General features: G+C 70.6%; 8 protein-coding genes. 4 read left to right on the top strand and 4 right to left on the bottom strand.

The window, feature by feature from the left end; genetic code table 11:
- Nucleotides 1–80 precede the first annotated feature (80 nt).
- On the top strand, nucleotides 81–2,948 hold the full coding sequence (uvrA, locus tag DY157_RS04130) for an excinuclease ABC subunit UvrA (RefSeq protein ID WP_115727353.1): 2,868 nt from the start codon (nucleotides 81–83) through the stop codon (nucleotides 2,946–2,948).
- A 62-nt stretch (nucleotides 2,949–3,010) separates the two neighbouring features.
- Here the strand turns inward: uvrA and DY157_RS04125 are convergent, their stop codons facing one another.
- The 4 genes from DY157_RS04125 to glnA all read right to left on the bottom strand — a co-directional run bounded on the left by DY157_RS04125 (nucleotide 3,011) and on the right by glnA (nucleotide 9,111).
- Nucleotides 3,011–3,724: an SDR family oxidoreductase gene (locus DY157_RS04125; protein WP_115727352.1), complete on the bottom strand. Its 714-nt coding sequence runs from the start codon at nucleotides 3,722–3,724 to the stop codon at nucleotides 3,011–3,013.
- A complete protein-coding gene (locus DY157_RS04120) occupies nucleotides 3,721–5,640 on the bottom strand; it encodes an AMP-dependent synthetase/ligase (RefSeq protein ID WP_115727351.1) in 1,920 nt (639 codons plus the stop codon). Before DY157_RS04120 ends, DY157_RS04125 begins: the two co-directional genes overlap by 4 nt.
- On the bottom strand, nucleotides 5,637–7,469 hold the full coding sequence (locus DY157_RS04115; RefSeq protein ID WP_115727350.1) for an AMP-dependent synthetase/ligase: 1,833 nt from the start codon (nucleotides 7,467–7,469) through the stop codon (nucleotides 5,637–5,639). The genes DY157_RS04120 and DY157_RS04115 overlap by 4 nt, the downstream gene beginning before the upstream one ends.
- A gap of 217 nt (nucleotides 7,470–7,686) precedes the next feature.
- Nucleotides 7,687–9,111, bottom strand: a complete 1,425-nt coding sequence (glnA, locus tag DY157_RS04110; RefSeq protein ID WP_115727349.1) for a type I glutamate--ammonia ligase — start codon at nucleotides 9,109–9,111, stop codon at nucleotides 7,687–7,689.
- A 250-nt stretch (nucleotides 9,112–9,361) separates the two neighbouring features.
- On the opposite strand from glnA, the gene gltB reads away from it, so the two are divergent.
- From gltB to uvrC, 3 genes are all read left to right on the top strand, one after another.
- A complete protein-coding gene (gene gltB, locus DY157_RS04105) occupies nucleotides 9,362–13,915 on the top strand; it encodes a glutamate synthase large subunit (protein WP_115727348.1) in 4,554 nt (1,517 codons plus the stop codon).
- Nucleotides 13,908–15,365 (top strand): glutamate synthase subunit beta, encoded by a 1,458-nt coding sequence (locus DY157_RS04100; RefSeq protein WP_115727347.1) that lies wholly within the window; start codon nucleotides 13,908–13,910, stop codon nucleotides 15,363–15,365. Before gltB ends, DY157_RS04100 begins: the two co-directional genes overlap by 8 nt.
- Nucleotides 15,366–15,426: 61 nt before the next feature.
- A complete protein-coding gene (uvrC, locus tag DY157_RS04095) occupies nucleotides 15,427–17,421 on the top strand; it encodes an excinuclease ABC subunit UvrC (protein WP_115727346.1) in 1,995 nt (664 codons plus the stop codon).
- Nucleotides 17,422–17,428: the final 7 nt, after the last annotated feature.

The raw sequence follows: 17,428 nt of genomic DNA, 5'->3' as shown, positions 1-17,428 counted from the left end.
CCATGATGCCAGTGATCACACTCGCTCCGCGATGGAACACCTGTACGACATCCCGGCGCTCCCGCGGGTAGGATCGGGGCGTGCACGACTCTCTCCTCATCTCGGGCGCCCGCGAGCACAACCTCAAGGACGTGCGCCTCGAACTGCCGCGCGACGCCATGATCGTCTTCACCGGTCTGTCGGGCTCCGGCAAGTCCTCCCTCGCCTTCGACACGATCTTCGCCGAGGGGCAGCGGCGCTACGTCGAATCGCTCTCCTCCTACGCCCGACAGTTCCTCGGGCAGATGGACAAGCCCGACGTCGACTTCATCGAGGGCCTCTCGCCCGCGGTCTCCATCGATCAGAAGTCGACCTCGCGCAACCCGCGCTCCACCGTCGGCACGATCACCGAGATCCACGACTACCTGCGCCTCCTCTACGCGCGCGCCGGCACCGCCCACTGCCCGGCCTGCGGCGCCCTCATCCAGGCGCAGACTCCCCAGCAGATCGTCGACCGCGTCCGCGCGATGGACGAGGGGACCCGCTTCCAGGTGCTCTCCCCGGTCGTCCGCGGCCGCAAGGGCGAGTACCAGGACCTCATCGACGAGCTCAAGACCTCCGGCTTCACGCGCGCGATCATCGACGGGGAGGCCGTCCGCCTCGAGAACGCCCCCGTCCTCGAGAAGAAGCTCCGCCACACGATCGAGGTCGTCGTCGACCGCCTCGTCGTCCGCTCCGGCATGCGCCAGCGCCTCACCGACTCCGTCGAGACGGCGCTGCGCCTCTCCGACGGCCTCGTCGTCATCGACTGCGTCGACCTCCCCGAGGACGACCCCGAGCGGCGCCGCCGCTACTCGGAGAAGCGCTCCTGCCCGAACGACCACCCGCTCGCCCTTGAGGAGATCGAGCCGCGGACCTTCTCCTTCAACGCCCCCTACGGCGCCTGCCCCGAGTGCACCGGCCTCGGCACCCGCCTCGAGGTTGACCCCGACCTCGTCGTCCCCGACGAGGAGCTCAGCCTCGAGGATGGGGCGGTCATCTCGTGGAACTCGAACTTCTCCTACCACAAGCGCCTCCTCGCCTCCCTCTCCAAGGAGCTCGGATTCTCGCTGAAGACCCCGTGGAAGGACCTCGCCCCCGAGGTTCGCGACGCGATCCTCTTCGGCAAGGACTACGAGGTCCAGGTGAAGTTCCGGAACCGGTGGGGGCGCGAGCGCTCCTACACGACCGGCTTCGAGGGGGCCGTCGCCTACATCGAGCGCAAGCGCCAGGAGACCGAGTCGGAGTGGGTGACGGAGAAGCTCGACGCCTACATGCGCGAGATCCCCTGCCCCGTCTGCAAGGGGGCGCGCCTGCGCCCCGAGGTCCTCGCCGTCACGGTCGGCGGCCTCTCGATCGCCGAGCTCTCCGATCTCTCGATCACCGACGCGCGCGCGCATCTCGCCGACCTCGAGCTCGACGTGCGCGCCGCCGCGATCGCCGCGCCCATCCTCCAGGAGATCCGCGCGCGCCTCGACTTCCTCGTCGACGTCGGCCTCACCTACCTCACGCTCTCGCGCGCCGCGGGGACCCTGTCGGGCGGCGAAGCCCAGCGCATCCGACTCGCCACGCAGATCGGCTCCGGCCTCGTCGGCGTCCTCTACGTCCTCGACGAGCCGTCGATCGGCCTCCACCAGAGAGACAACCGCAAGCTCATCGAGACGCTCAAGCGTCTGCGCGACCTCGGGAACACGCTCATCGTCGTCGAGCACGATGAGGAGACGATGGAGGCCGCCGACTGGATCGTCGACATCGGGCCCGGCGCCGGCGAGGCGGGCGGCTGGGTCGTGCACTCCGGCACCCTCGAGGAGCTGAAGACGAACACGAAGTCGATCACCGGCGACTACCTCTCGGGGCGCCGTGCGATCCGCGCGCCCGCAACGCGGCGGCCCGTCGACCTCTCGCGCGTCCTCACCGTCAAGGGCGCGCGCGAGCACAACCTTCGCGACGTCACCGTCGACTTCCCGCTCGGATGCTTCGTCGCCGTCACCGGCGTCTCCGGATCGGGCAAGTCGACCCTCGTCAACTCGATCCTCTACCGTTCGCTCGCCTCGCGCCTCAACGGGGCGCGCCTCGTGCCCGGCCGCCACCGCTCGATCGCGGGCACCGAGCACCTCGACAAGGTCGTCCACGTCGACCAGTCGCCGATCGGGCGGACGCCCCGCTCGAACCCCGCGACCTACACGGGCGTGTGGGACTCGATTCGCAAGCTCTTCGCCGAGACCCCCGAGGCGAAGGTCCGCGGCTACGGCCCCGGCCGCTTCTCCTTCAACGTCAAGGGCGGTCGCTGCGAGGCGTGCAAGGGCGACGGCACGCTGCGCATCGAGATGAACTTCCTCCCCGACGTCTACGTCCCCTGCGAGGTCTGCCACGGCGCCCGGTACAACCGCGAGACCCTCGAGATCCTTTACAAGGGGAAGTCGGTCGCCGACGTCCTCGACATGCCGGTCGCCGAGGCCGCCGAGTTCTTCGCGCCGATCACCCGGATCGCGCGGCATCTCAACACGCTCGTCGAGGTGGGCCTCGGGTACGTTCGCCTCGGCCAGTCGGCGACGACCCTGTCCGGCGGCGAGGCGCAGCGCGTCAAACTCGCCTCTGAGCTCCAGCGCCGCTCGACCGGGCGCACCGTCTACGTCCTCGACGAGCCGACGACCGGCCTGCACTCCGAGGACATCCGCAAGCTCCTCCTCGTCCTCCAGTCGCTCGTCGACAAGGGGAACACGGTGATCGTCATCGAGCACAACCTCGACGTCGTGAAGTCCGCCGACTGGATCATCGACATGGGGCCCGAGGGCGGGGCCGGCGGCGGACTCGTCGTCGCCGAGGGGACTCCCGAGCAGGTCGCGACCGTGCCCGGCTCCTTCACCGGCGAATTCCTCAAGGACGTGCTCGCGAAGGACGCCGAGAGGCGGTCGTCGCGGGAGAAGTGATGCTCTCGGCGGGCAAAGGTGATGCTCTCGGCGAAGGAAGGTGATGCTCTCGGCGGGCGGGGTCAGGCGCGCGGGGGCTTCGCCTCCGTCGTCCGGATGTGGATCTCGTCGAGGTTCGTCGATGAGGGCAGATCGACGGCGAGGCGCACGGCGGCCGCGACGTCCGAGGCGCGCATGTGCTCCTCGGGCCGGTAGGGCCGACCCGCCTGGGCCTGCATCTCCACCTGCATGTCCGTGTCGATCCGGCCCGGGTGGAGCGAGACGACGCGGACCCGGCCGCGCTCGGCCTCGCGCAGGCAGTCGGTGAAGGACTTCAGCGCCCACTTCGACACGCAGTACGCGGCGTCGGACGGGTAGACGCGCACGCCCGCCCCGGAGTTCACCATGACGACCGTCCCGAAGGACTCGCGCAGAAGCGGGAGGACCCGTCGGGTGAGGTCGGCGACCGCGACGACGTTCGTCTCGAGGACGCGGCGCCACTCGGCGCGGTCGGTCTCCTCGATCGTCGCCTTGCGGCCCACGCCCGCGTTGTTGACGAGGACGTCGAGACGGCCGGCCTCCCCGAGCGCCGCCTCGAGGGCGGCGGCGAGGGCGTCCTCGTCCACGAGATCCGCGACGAGGGGGATCGCGTCGGGGGAGAGGGCGAGGGCGGGCTCGACGGAGTCTGACGATCGTCCGCCGATGATGAGGCGATGCGTCGGGGCGAGGGCGGCGGCGATCGCGGCGCCGAGCCCGCGGGTCGCACCGGTGACGAGGGCGACGGGACGCGCGCTCATGACCGCGGGCCCTCCTTCTGGCCGTCCGCGTAGAGGGCGTCGACCTCGTGCGCGAAGTCGCGGAGGACCGCGCGGCGCTTGAGCTTGAGCGAGGGGGTGAGGTAGCCGTTCTCCACGGTGAAGGCGGCGTTGACGATCCGGTAACGGCGGATCGACTCGGCGCGCGAGACCTTCTCGTTGGCGCGGGCGATGGCCCGCTCGAGCGACTGGCGGACGATCGGGAGGTCCGCGGCGGTCGCCGGGTCGGCCCCCTCGACGCCCTTGGAGGCGAGCCACAGGGGGAGCATCTCCGGGTCGAGCGTGATGAGGGCGCCGATGTAGGGGCGCTGATCGCCGACGACGATGACCGTCGAGATGAGCGGGTGCGTCTGGAGGGAGTCCTCGAGGACCTCGGGGGAGACGTTCTTCCCGCCCGCGGTGACGATGAGCTCCTTCTTGCGGCCGGTGATGCGCAGGTGCCCCGTCTCGTCGATGGCGCCGAGGTCGCCGGAGCGGAACCAGCCGTCGACGAAGGCCTCGGCGGTCTCCTCCGGGAGGTTGTGATAGCCCTTCGTCACCGAGACTCCCTTGAGGAGGATCTCCCCGTCCTCGGCGATCCGGATCGTGTTCCCCGGCCAGGGGAAGCCGACCGAGTCCGGCGGGAAGTCGGATGGCCACTCGACGGCGATCGGGCCGGTCGTCTCGGAGAGGCCGTAGCCCTGGAGGAGCGTGATCCCGAGACCGCGGTAGAAGTGGGCGAGATCGGCCGCGAGCGGCGCGCCGCCGCAGATGATTGTGTGGAGGTTCGGCCCGAGCGCCTGCTTGACCTTGCGCAGGGCGAGGGCGTCGGCGACGCGCACGCGCGCCGACAGGCCGAAGGAGGGACCGGGGGAGCCGGCGACCGAGCGATCGGGGATCGCGCCCGTGCGCTCGGAGGGGACGTCGACGCCGGGGGAGGACTCGATCCTCGGGGCGGCCGAGTAGGCCGTCGCCCGGGAGAGCTCCTTCGCCTGGCGGGTCGCCCACGCGAACACCGAGCCCTTGAAGCCGTGCCCCGCCTTCGCGGTCGCCGAGTTGTAGACCTTCTCGAGGACGCGGGGGACGACGAGGAGCATCGTCGGCTTGAAGGTCGCGATGTCGGTGAGGAGATTGCGCGTGTCGGGGGCGAAGGCGACTCGGCCCTGGCCTGCGAGGAGCGCGTACATGACGAAGCGCGCGAGCGAGTGGGCGACGGGGAGGAAGAGGAGCGAGCGCGACTTCGGGGAGTCGATGAGCTCGGGGAGGAAGTCGTAGGCCTGGATGAAGGACTCGATGAAGTTCCCGTGCGTGAGCTCGATGCCCTTGGGAACTCCCGTCGTTCCCGAGGTGTAGATGATCGTCGCGACGTCGTCGAGGCCGCGAAGGGCGCGCCGCGCCTCGACGTCGGCGAGCGCGATGCCGCGCGAGGCGGCGGAGAGCTCGCGCTCGGCGCCCCGGTCGAGCGACATGATCCGAAGCGCGGGGTCGGCGACCGAGCGGACGAGGTCGGCCTGCTGCGAGGTCGCGGTGAAGACGAGGGAGATCTGGGAGTCGGCGAGGATGTGCTGGATCTGCGCGGCCGAGTCGGTCTCGTAGATCGGCACGGTGACGGCGCCGCATGCGAGGCACGCAAGATCGATGAGGGCCCACTCGAAGGACGTCGGCGCGAGGATCGCGACGTGCGATCCGGCCTCGAGGCCGAGCCCGATGAGTCCGCGCGCCGCGTCGTCGATGCGGCGGACGAACTCGTCGATCGTCATGGGCCGCCACTCGCCGACCGCGTTGCGCCGCTCGATGGCGATCTGCCCGGGGTGGGCCTGCGCGCGCCTGCGGATCATCGCGGGGAGGTTCCAGTCGGGCTCCGCCTCGCGGGTCGCGGGGTTCTCCCAGGTGGTCGCGTCGATGTGACGGAGTGTCATCGTGTCCTCTTCTTCGTCTTCTCGCCCTCGGCGTAGAGCGCGTCGACCTCGTGGGCGTAGTCCGCGAGCACGGCCGACCGCTTGAGCTTGAGCGAGGGGGTCATGTACCCATTCTCCACCGTGAAGGCGGCGTCGATGATCCGGAAGCGCCGGATCGACTCCGCGCGCGACACCGCCTTGTTCGCCTTCGCGACGGCCTTCTCGAGGGAGGTGCGGACCTCGGGGAGCTCGGCGGCGCGGGCGGCGTCGACGGCGGGGAGCCCGTGATTGGCGAGCCAGGTGGGGAGCATGTCGTGGTCGAGGGTGAAGAGTGCGCCGATGTAGGGGCGCTGGTCGCCGACCACGACGACGTTCGCGAGAAGGGGGTGGGTGGCGAGGGCGTCCTCGAGGATCTCGGGGGAGACGTTCTTGCCTCCAGCCGTGACGATGAGCTCCTTCTTGCGACCGGTGATCCGCACGCCCTTCTTGCGGTCGACGGCGCCGAGGTCGCCGGTGTGGAACCATCCGCCCTCGAGGGCGCGCGCGGTCTCCTCGGGCAGCCCGTAGTAGCCCTGCATGATCGAGACGCCCTTGAGGAGGATCTCCCCGTCCTTCGCGATCTTCACCGAGTTGCCGGGCAGGACGGGGCCGACGTAGCCGGAGGTCCGCTCGCGGGGGAGTTGGACGGCGATGGGGCCGGTCGTCTCCGACAGGCCGTAGCCCTGGAGGAGGGTGAGGCCCATGCCGGAGAAGAAGCGTGCGAGGTCGGTCGCGAGCGGCGCGCCGCCGGAGACGATGTACTCGAGGTTGGGCCCGAGGACCTTGCGGACCTTCTTCAGCACGAGCGAATTCGCGAGGCCGTGCCGGGCGCGCAGCGCCGGGGAGGGGCCGAGGAGGGACTCGGAGGCGACCGCGTACTTGCGCGACTGCTTCGCCGACCAGGCGAAGAGGCGGCCCTTGACGCCCTTGCCGGCCTTCGCCGAGGCGGCGTTGTAGACCTTCTCGAGGACGCGGGGGACGACGAGAAGGACCGAGGGCTTGAAGGACGCGATGTCCGGGAGGAGGTTCTTGATGTCCGGCGAGAACCCGAGGACGCCCTGCCCGGCGAGGACGACGTGCATGACGAAGCGCGCGAGGACGTGGGCGACGGGGAGGAAGAGGAGGAGGCGCGTGCTCGGCGAGTCGACGACCTCGCCGAGGACCTGCTTGACGGAGAAGACGGTGCCGACGAAGTTCGCGTGCGTGAGGGCGACGCCCTTGGGAACGCCGGTCGTGCCCGAGGTGTAGATGATCGTCGCGAGGTCCCCGCTCGACACCTCGGACTTGCGCCGGGCGAGTTCATCGGCGCCGATGCGCAGCGCGGCGTTCGCGAGGGTCCGCATGGCGCCGCGGTCGAAGGAATCGACGGCCCGGATGCCGGGCGTGCGGACGGATTCGACGAGGTCGGCCTGCTGGGACGTCTGCGTGAAGACGTGGACGGCCTTCGCGTCGGAGAGGATATGGGCGATCTGGGAGGCCGAGTCGGATTCGTAGATCGGGACGGCGAGCGCGCCGATCGACAGGAGGGAGAGATCGAGGATCATCCATTCGTAGGAGGTGGCGGCGAGGATCGCGACGGCGTCGCCACGGCGGATCCCCAGTCCGATGAGGCCTCGGGCGGCGTCGTCGACGCGTCGCTGGAGCTCTCCCGCGCTGATCGGCCGGGTCGAGCCGACGGGCGTGCGCTGCTCGACGGCGACCTGGTTCGGCCGGGCCTTCGCGCGCGCCGCGAGGAGCGAGGGGATGGTGTCGGAGGGGAGGACGGAGAACTTCGGTCTCACCGTGTACGAGCCGTCGCGCTGCTTCTTCATGGGACCCCTTCCGCGGTCGGCGAGATAGTTCAAGACTTTGAGCAACTGGGGAGAGCCTAGCTTCTCCTCCCTCCTTCCGCCCGCAGGCGCGCCCTCGTGGATCGTCGCGATGCTCACGAGGCCGGGGCCGCGCGCCGGGGAGGCGGAGGGGGAACGGGGGAGCCCCGGCCGAGACGGCCGGGGCTCCGGAGCTGGACGAGGGGCTCGCGCCCGCCGATCAGAGGTCGTAGTAGAGCTGGTACTCGTAGGGGTGCGGGTAGACGCGCATCGGGGCGACCTCGTTCGTCTCCTTGAAGTCGAGCCAGGTGTCGATGAGGTCCTGGGTGAAGACGTCGCCCTCGGTGAGGAACTCGTGGTCCTCGCGCAGTGCCTCGAGAGCTGCCTCGAGCGAGGAGGGGAGCTTCGCGATGTCCTGGTACTCGGCCGGCGGGAGCTCGTAGAGGTCCTTGTCGATCGGGGCGGCCGGTTCGATGCGGCGCTTGATGCCGTCGATGCCCGCCATGAGGCAGGCGGCGAAGGAGAGGTACGGGTTCGCCGACGGGTCCGGGACGCGGTACTCGACGCGCTTCGCCTTCGGCGAGGTGCCGGTGACGGGGATGCGGATGCAGGCCGAGCGGTTGCGGGCCGAGTAGACGAGGTTGATCGGCGCCTCGAAGCCGGGGACGAGGCGGCGGAACGAGTTCACCGAGGGGTTCGTGAACGCGAGGAGCGCCGCGGCGTGCTCGAGGAGGCCGCCGATGAACCAGCGGGCGGTGTCGGAGAGGGAGCCGTAGCCGCGCTCGTCGTAGAAGAGGGGCTCGCCGTCCTTCCACAGGGAGAGGTGGGTGTGCATGCCCGAGCCGTTGTCGCCGAAGAGGGGCTTGGGCATGAAGGTCGCGGAGTGGTCGAACTCGAGGGCGGTGTTCTTGATGACGTACTTGAACTTCATCATGTCGTCCGCCGCCTTCTGAAGGGTGGCGAAGCGGTAGTTGATCTCCTGCTGGCCGCCGGAGCCGACCTCGTGGTGGGCGCGCTCGATGTCGAGGCCGACTGAGGTGAGGTTGCGGACCATCTCGTCGCGGACGTCGGCGTACTGGTCCTGGGGGGAGACGGGGAAGTAGCCGCCCTTGACCCGGACCTTGTAGCCGCGGTTGCCGCCCTCCTCCTCGGCGCCGGTGTTCCACCACGCCTCGGGGGAGTCGACCTTGTAGAAGGTCGAGTTCGGGGTCACCTGATAGCGGACGTCGGAGAAGAGGTAGAACTCGGCCTCGGCGCCGATGAGGCACTGGTCGGCGATGCCCGTCGACTTGAGGTAGGCCTCGGCCTTCGCGGCGACCTGACGGGGGTCGCGGGAGAAGGGCTCGTCGGTGAAGGGGTCGACGATCGAGAAGTTGACGACGAGGGTCTTCGCGACGCGGAAGGGGTCGACGAAGGCGGAGGTGATGTCCGGGATGAGCTTCATGTCGGACTCGTGGATCGCGGTGAAGCCGCGGACCGACGAGCCGTCGAACATGAGGCCGTTCTCCATGGCGTCGTCGACGAACTGCTTCGCGGGGATCGTGAAGTGCTGCTGCACGCCGGGAACGTCGCAGAAGCGGACGTCGACGTACTCGATCGACTCCTTCTCGATGAACTCCGCGACCTCGGTCGAACTCGTGAACATGTGGCGTCCTTCCATCACGTGGATGCGGTGAGCGAGTGGGCGACTCCGTCAGTAAAGACTTCGTCAAGTTCCGACAAAATAAATGGTATCGCATGATTTTCCGGACACGAACGCGCATGTCCGAATGTCGGTCGATTCACAGGGGCTCCTGCGCGGCCCGTGGCATAGTTGCCTTATCTTTGTCCCAGAGTTTGCACGGGCTTTACCGAACGAGCGTCGTTCCGGACCGGCCCGCGATGGAGGAGAGAACATGAGCGTCACCTCGCCAGGCGCCGCCCCCGTGGGCCTCTACGACCCCGCGTACGAGCACGACGCGTGCGGCGTCGCCTTCGTCGCGACCCTCTCCGGGCCCCCGACGCACGCGATCGTCGAGGCTGGCATCACCGCCCTCGAGCGCCTCGATCACCGCGGCGCGGTCGGCGCCGAGGAGAACACCGGCGACGGTGCGGGCATCCTCATCCAGATGCCCGACGCCTTCCTCCGCGAGGAGATCCGCGCCGACCTCCCCGCGCCCGGTTCGTACGCCGCCGGCCTCGTCTTCCTCCCCGGTGCCGCCGAGGGCCGCGTCGAGCTCTCGCGCGCCGTCGCCGCCGTCGAGTCGATCGCCCGAGGGGAGGGCCTGCGCGTCCTCGCCTGGCGCGACGTCCCCGTCGAGGACGGGCCGATCGGCCCGACCGCGCGCGGCTCCATGCCGACCTTCCGCCAGCTCGTCGTCGCCGACCGCAACTCCGCGCGCTCGGGACGCGACCTCGACATCGCCGCCTTCCGCCTGCGCCGCAAGGCCGAGCGCCGCCACGGCGTCTACATGACGGGCCTGTCGACCTCGACGATGGTGTACAAGGGGATGCTCACCCCCTACCAGCTCCCCGACTTCTTCCCGGACCTCAGGCACGAGGCGATGGCGAGCCGCCTCGCCCTCGTCCATTCGCGCTTCTCGACGAACACCTTCCCGTCCTGGGCGCTCGCCCAACCCTTCCGGATGGTCGCCCACAACGGCGAGATCAACACCGTGCGCGGCAACCGCAACTGGATGGCCGCCCGCGAGGGCAAACTTGAGAGCCCCGCCCTCGGCGATCTCGACGGGCTGCTCCCCGTCACCGTCGACACGGCCTCCGACTCGGCCTCCCTCGACGAGGTCCTCGAGCTCCTCGTCCTCGCCGGCCGCCCGCTGCCGCTCGCGATGGCGATGATGGTCCCGCAGGCCTGGGAGAACGACCCGCGCCTCGGAGAGGACCTCCGCGCCTTCTACCGCTACCACTCCACCCTCATGGAGCCCTGGGACGGCCCGGCCGCCGTCACCTTCACCGACGGGCGCCGCATCGGCGCGGTCATCGACCGCAACGGCCTGCGCCCCGGGCGCTGGCTCGTCACCGAGGACGACCTCGTCGTCCTCGCCTCCGAGACCGGCGTCATCGACGTCCCGGAGGACCGCGTCCGCGCGAAGGGGCGCCTCGAGCCCGGCTCGATGTTCTACGTCGACCTCGAGGCCGGGCGCGTCGTCCCCGACGCCGAGATCAAGGACGGCCTCGCGAAGGCGGGCCCCTGGGCCCAGTGGCTCGCCGACGGCATCGTCTCGCTCGACGACCTCCCCGAGCGCGAGCACGTCGACCACTCCCGGTCCTCGGTCCTGCGCCGTCAGCAGGAGTTCGGCTACACGCAGGAGGACCTCGACGTCATCCTCACTCCCATGGCGACCGCCGGCGCCGAGGCGATCGGCTCGATGGGGGCCGACACGCCGCTCGCCGTCCTCTCCAACCGCTCCCGCCTCCTCTTCGACTACTTCAAGGAGCTCTTCGCGCAGGTGACGAACCCGCCGCTCGACGCGATCCGCGAGGAGATCGTCACCTCCCTGCGCCAGGTCGTCGGACCGCAGGGGAACCTCCTCGAGGACGGGCCCGAGCACGCGCGCAAGCTCGCCATCGACTTCCCCGTTCTCGACTCCGACGAGCTCGCCCGCCTCACCCACATCGGGTCGGCGCGCGCCGGGCGCGGATTCACCTCCCGGACCCTCTCGTGCCTCTACCGGTGCTCCGGCGGGGGAGAGGCGCTCAAGGCTGCCCTCGACGACGTCTGCGCCCAGGCGGACGCCGCGATCGAGGAGGGCGTCTCCTTCCTCGTTCTCTCCGACCGCGAGACCAACGCCGAGATGGCGCCGATCCCGTCGCTCCTCGCGACCGCGGCCGTCCACCACCACCTCCTGCGCCGCCACACCCGCACTCAGGTCGGGCTCGTCGTCGAGGCGGGCGACGTCCGCGAGGTCCACCACGTCGCGACCCTCATCGGCTACGGCGCCTCGGCCGTCACCCCCTACCTCGCGATGGAGTCCGTCGAGGACCTCGCCCGCTCCGGGCGCCTCGGCGACACGACCCCCGACGAGGCCGTCCACCACCTCATCAAGGCGCTCGGCAAGGGCGTCCTCAAGGTGATGTCGAAGATGGGCATCTCGACGGTGTCCTCGTACTGCGGCGCCCAGGTCTTCCAGGCGATCGGCCTCGCGCAGGACTTCGTCGACGAGTACTTCACCGGCACGGCCTCGCCGCTCGGCGGCATCGGCATCGACGTCGTCGCCGCAGAGGTCGCCGCCCGCCACGCGGTCGCCTACCCGCCCTCGGGCATCTCGCCCGCCCACCGCACGCTCGGCGTCGGCGGCGAGTACAAGTGGCGGCGCGAGGGCGAGGAACACCTCTTCACCCCCGAGAACATCGCGCGCCTCCAGACCGCGACCCGCTCGGAATCGCGGGACGTGTTCCGCGAGTACACCGAGGGCGTCGACCGCCAATCGAAGCGGCTCATGACCCTGCGCGGCCTCATGCGATTCCGCACCGAGGACGTCGAGCCCGTGCCGCTCGAGGAGGTCGAGCCCGTCTCCGAGATCGTCAAGCGCTTCGCGACCGGCGCGATGTCCTTCGGGTCGATCTCGCGCGAGGCCCACGAGACGATGGCGATCGCGATGAACACCCTCGGCGCCCGCTCGAACTCGGGCGAGGGCGGCGAGGCGCCCGACCGCCTCCGCGACCCGCTGCGCAACTCCGCGATCAAGCAGGTCGCCTCCGGCCGCTTCGGCGTCACCGCCGACTACCTCTCGCACGCCAAGGACATCCAGATCAAGATGGCCCAGGGCGCGAAGCCCGGCGAGGGCGGTCAGCTCCCGGCCGGCAAGGTCTACCCCTGGGTCGCCCAGGAGCGGCACTCGACGCCCGGCGTCGGGCTCATCTCCCCGCCGCCGCACCACGACATCTACTCGATTGAGGACCTCAAGCAGCTCATCAGCGACTTGAAGAACTCGAACCCGGACGCCCGCGTCCACGTCAAGCTCGTCTCCGAGGTCGGCGTCGGCACGGTCGCCGCCGGCGTCTCGAAGGCGAGGGCGGACGTCGTCCTCATCTCCGGCGCGGACGGCGGCACGGGCGCCGCGCCCCTCACCTCGCTCAAGCACGCGGGCGCGCCATGGGAGCTCGGCATCGCCGAGGCCCAGCAGACCCTCGTCCTCGGCGACCTGCGCGACCGCATCGTCCTCCAGGCCGACGGCCAGCTGAAGACCGGCCGCGACGTCGTCGTGGCGGCGCTGCTCGGCGCCGAGGAGTTCGGATTCGCGACCGCCCCGCTCGTCGTCTCCGGCTGCATCATGATGCGCGTCTGCCAGAAGGACACGTGCCCGGTCGGCGTCGCGACGCAGAACCCCGAGCTGCGCGCCCGCTTCTCCGGCAAGCCCGAGTACCTCATCACCTTCTTCACGTACATCGCCGAGCAGGTCCGCGAGCTCCTCGCCGAGCTCGGACTCCGCTCGATCGACGAGGCCGTCGGCCGCGTCGACCTCCTCGACGCGCGGGAGGCGATCGACCACTGGAAGGCGGCGGGCCTCGACCTCGCGCCGATCTTCCAGCGGATCGAGCCGCGCCCCGGGTCCTCGCTCCACTGCGTGCGCGGCCAGGAGCACGGCCTCGACTCCGTCCTCGATCGCCGCTTCATCAAACTCGCGACCCCCGCCCTCGAGAACGGGGAGAGGGTGACGATCGCCTCGCCGATCGCGAACACCGACCGGACGACCGGCACGATGCTCGGCCACGAGGTCGCGCTACGCTACGGCGACCACGGCCTCGCCAAGGACACCGTGACGATCTCGCTCACCGGTTCGGCGGGCCAGTCGCTCGGCGCCTTCCTCCCGCAGGGCGTCTCGATCCACGTCGAGGGCGACGCGAACGACTACGTCGGCAAGTCCCTGTGCGGCGGCACGGTCTCCGTCCGCCCCGACCGGCACGCGCGCTTCGAGGCCGCCTCGAACACGATCGCCGGCAACGTCCTCGGCTACGGCGCAACATCCGGCGAGCTCTTCGTCTCCGGCCGCGTCGGCGAGCGCTTCGGCGTCCGCAACTCCGGCGCGACGCTCGTCGTCGAGGGGACCGGCGACCACGCCCTCGAGTACATGACGGGCGGAGAGGTGCTGATCATCGGGAGGACGGGCCGCAACATCGCGGCCGGCATGTCCGGAGGCGTCGCCTACCTCCTCGACCTCGACCGGTCCCTCATGAACGCGCAGGTCGTCCCGACCCTCTCGTTCACGGGCCTGTCCGACGCCGACGCGGAGCGCGTGCGCGCCCTTCTCGAGCGCCACGTCGAGCTCACCGACTCCGAGGTCGCGAAGGGCCTGCTCGCCGACCTGCCCGCGGCCTTCGCCCGCTTCACCCGCATCGAGCCCGTCCACTACGCCAGGGTCACCGAGCTCCTGGCCGAAGCCGACGCCAACGGCACTCCGCGCGAGGACGCGGAGCTCTGGCGCAACATTCTGGAGGTGTCCAATGGCTGACCCGAGAGGCTTTCTGAAGATCCGCGAGCGCCGGCTCCCCGAGGGCCGACCCGTCGCCGAGCGCGTCGGCGACTACGCGGAGGTCCACGGCCTCCTGCCCCTCGCCGTCGTCTCCGAGCAGGCATCGCGCTGCATGGACTGCGGCACGCCGTTCTGCCACATGGGCTGCCCGCTCGGCAACGTCATTCCCGATTGGAACACCTACGCGTACTCCGATCGGTGGGACGACGCGATCGAGCGCCTCCACGCGACGAACAATTTCCCGGAGTTCACGGGGCGCCTCTGCCCGGCCCCCTGCGAGTCCGCGTGCGTCCTCGGCATCAACCAGGAGCCCGTGACGATCCGCAACACCGAGCAGACCGCCGCCGACACCGGGTGGGAGTCCGGGACGATCACCCCGCAGATTCCGCACCGCCTCACCGGCCGCACGGTCGCCGTCATCGGCTCGGGGCCCGCGGGCCTCGCAGCCGCCCAGCAGCTCACCCGCGCCGGTCACACCGTCGCGGTCTTCGAGCGCGACGACGCTCCCGGCGGACTCCTGCGCTACGGCATCCCGCAGTTCAAGCTCGAGAAGTCCGTCCTCGATCGCCGCCTCGAGCAGATGCGCGCCGAGGGCACCCGCTTCCACTCGGGCGTCAGCATCGGCGTCGACCTCACCGGGGAGGACCTCCTCGAGCGCTTCGACGCGGTCGTCCTCGCGATCGGCTCGCGCGTCGGGCGCGATCTGCGGGTCGCCGGCCGCGAGCTCGACGGCATCCACCAGGCGGTCGAGTACCTCACCGCCTCGACGAAGCACGTCCTCGGCGTGAGCGACGAGGGCTTCATCTCCGCGAAGGGCAAGCACGTCGTCGTCATCGGCGGCGGCGACACCGGCTCCGACTGCGTCGGCACGGCGATTCGCCAGGGCGCGGCCTCGGTGACGAGCCTCGAGATCATGCCAAAGCTCCCGTCCGAGCGGACGGCGAAGGACCCGTGGCCGACGTTCCCGCGCCTCTTCACCGTCTCCTCCTCCCACGAGGAGGGCGGCGAGCGCGTCTACTCCGCGTCGACCGCCGAGCTCGTCGGCGACGAGTCGGGACGCGTCGCGAAGCTCCGCCTCACCGACGTCCGCATGGAGAACGGGCGCCTCGCCCCGGTCGAGGGGACGGAGCGGGAGATCCCCACCGAGCTCGTCCTCCTCGCGATGGGCTTCACCGGCGTCGAGTCGGACGGCCTCGTCTCCCAGCTCGGCCTCGAGGTCGATGGGCGAGGGCGCATCGTCCGCGACGACTCGTGGGCGACGAGCGCGCCGGGCGTCTTCGTCGCCGGCGACGCCGGACGCGGCCAGTCGCTCATCGTGTGGGCGATCGCCGAGGGCCGCTCGGCGGCGGCCTCCGTCGACGAGTACCTCCGCGGCCGCACGGAGCTCCCCGCCCCGATCCGGCCGACCTCGCTCCAGTACCGCCCCTGATCGAAAGAGCGCGGGAGGGGCCGGACGGCGGTCCGGCCCCTCCCGCGTCTATCCTGGTGCGGTGGCAGATCCAGCGACCTACCGGCCCCCGACGAGCGAGATCCCGACCTCGCCGGGCGTCTACCGGTTCAGCGACGCCGAGGGCCGCGTCATCTACGTCGGCAAGGCGAAGAATCTCCGCAACCGCCTGACGAACTACTTCCAGGATCCCGCGAACCTCCATCCGCGCACGCAGCAGATGGTCTTCACCGCGGCGCGCGTCCAGTGGACCGTCGTCCGCACCGAGGTCGAGGCGCTCGCCCTCGAATTCACGTGGATCAAGGAGTTCGATCCGCGCTTCAACGTCGTCTTCAAGGACGACAAGACCTACCCCTACCTCGCGGTGACGATGGGGGAGCGCTTCCCCCGCGTCCACGTCACCCGCCAGGCGAAGCGGGCCGGCACCCGCTACTACGGGCCCTACACGCAGGTGTGGGCGATCCGCGAGACGATCGACCTCCTCTCGCGGGTCTACCCGGTCCGGACCTGCGCTCCCGGCGTCTTCCAGAGGGCGAAGGCGCAGGGGAGGCCCTGCCTGCTCGCGCACATCGACAAGTGCTCCGCGCCCTGCGTCGGCCGGATCTCCGAATCGGATCACCGGGCGCTCGCCGAGGCGCTCTGCGAGTTCATGGAGGGGCGCACAGGACCGATCGTCGCCGATCTGCGCCGTCGTATGAAGGAGGCGGCCGCCGCCCTCGACTTCGAGACCGCGGCCCGCCTGCGCGACGACCTCAAGGCCGTCGAGACCGTCCTCGAGAAGAACGTCGTCGTCCTGCCCGACGGCACCGACGCCGACGTCTTCGCCCTCGAGGCCGACGAGCTCGACGCGGCCGTCCACGTCTTCCACGTGCGCGGCGGGCGTATTCGCGGCACGCGCGGGTGGGTCGTCGACCGGGTCGACGGCGCCTCCGAGGAGGTCCTCATGGAGCGCCTCCTCGAGCAGGTGTACTCCGAGCTCCCGCCCGCCGACTCCCGCCCCGTCGAGCCGAAGTCCGGCCCGAACTCGATCGACGACGTCGCCCACACCCCGACCCGGGCGGTTCCGCGCGAGATCCTCGTCTCCCTCCTCCCCGAGGACGCGGAGACCGTCGCCGACTGGCTCTCCGGGATCCGCGGGGCGCGCGTGCGCCTCCACGTCCCCGAGCGCGGGCCCAAGGCGAGCCTCATGGCGACGGTGCGAGAGAACGCCCGTCAGGCCCTCGAACTCCACCGGACCCGCAGGGCCGGCGACCTCACCGAGCGCTCCCGCGCCCTCGAGGAGCTCGCGAAGAACCTCGGCCTCGACTCCGCGCCCCTGAGGATCGAGTGCTACGACGTCTCCCACACGATGGGGACCGACCAGGTCGCGTCGATGGTCGTCTTCGAGGACGGCGCCCCGCGCAAGGACGCCTACCGGACCTACAACATCCGCGGAGAGGACGGGAGCGGCGCCCCGGACGACACGAGCGCGATGGACGAGGTCCTGCGCCGCCGCTTCTCGCGCCTCCTCGCCGAGGAGGTCGGCCAGGAGGGCGAGGATGAGGAGGGCGTCGCCTACGCGTCCGGCCCGATCGACGAGGCGACCGGCCGTCCCCGTCGTTTCTCCTATCGCCCCGACCTCGTCGTCGTCGACGGCGGCCTCCCGCAGGTGAACGCCGCGAGGCGCGCCCTCGACTCGATGGGCGTCGACATCCCCCTCGTCGGCCTCGCCAAGCGCCTCGAGGAGGTGTGGGTGCCCGGCGACGAGTTCCCGCTCATCCTCCCGCGTGCCTCGGCGGCCCTCCACCTCCTCCAGTACCTGCGCGACGAGTCCCATCGCTTCGCGATCACGAAGCACCGCAAGCGGCGCGGGCGCGCGCAGACGCGCTCCGCCCTCGACGCGATTCCCGGCGTCGGGCCCGCCCGTCAGTCCGCCCTCCTCGCGCAGTTCGGCTCCGTCAAGCGCCTGCGCGCGGCGTCGATCGACGAGGTCGCGGCGGTTCCCGGGATCGGGCCGGCGCTCGCGACCGCGATCCTCGAGGCCCTCGCCTCCGACTGAGCCGCCT

Source organism: Actinomyces culturomici (assembly GCF_900499005.1).
GTDB lineage: Bacteria > Actinomycetota > Actinomycetes > Actinomycetales > Actinomycetaceae > Pauljensenia > Pauljensenia culturomici.
This window is presented reverse-complemented; position numbering and strand designations above follow the sequence as displayed.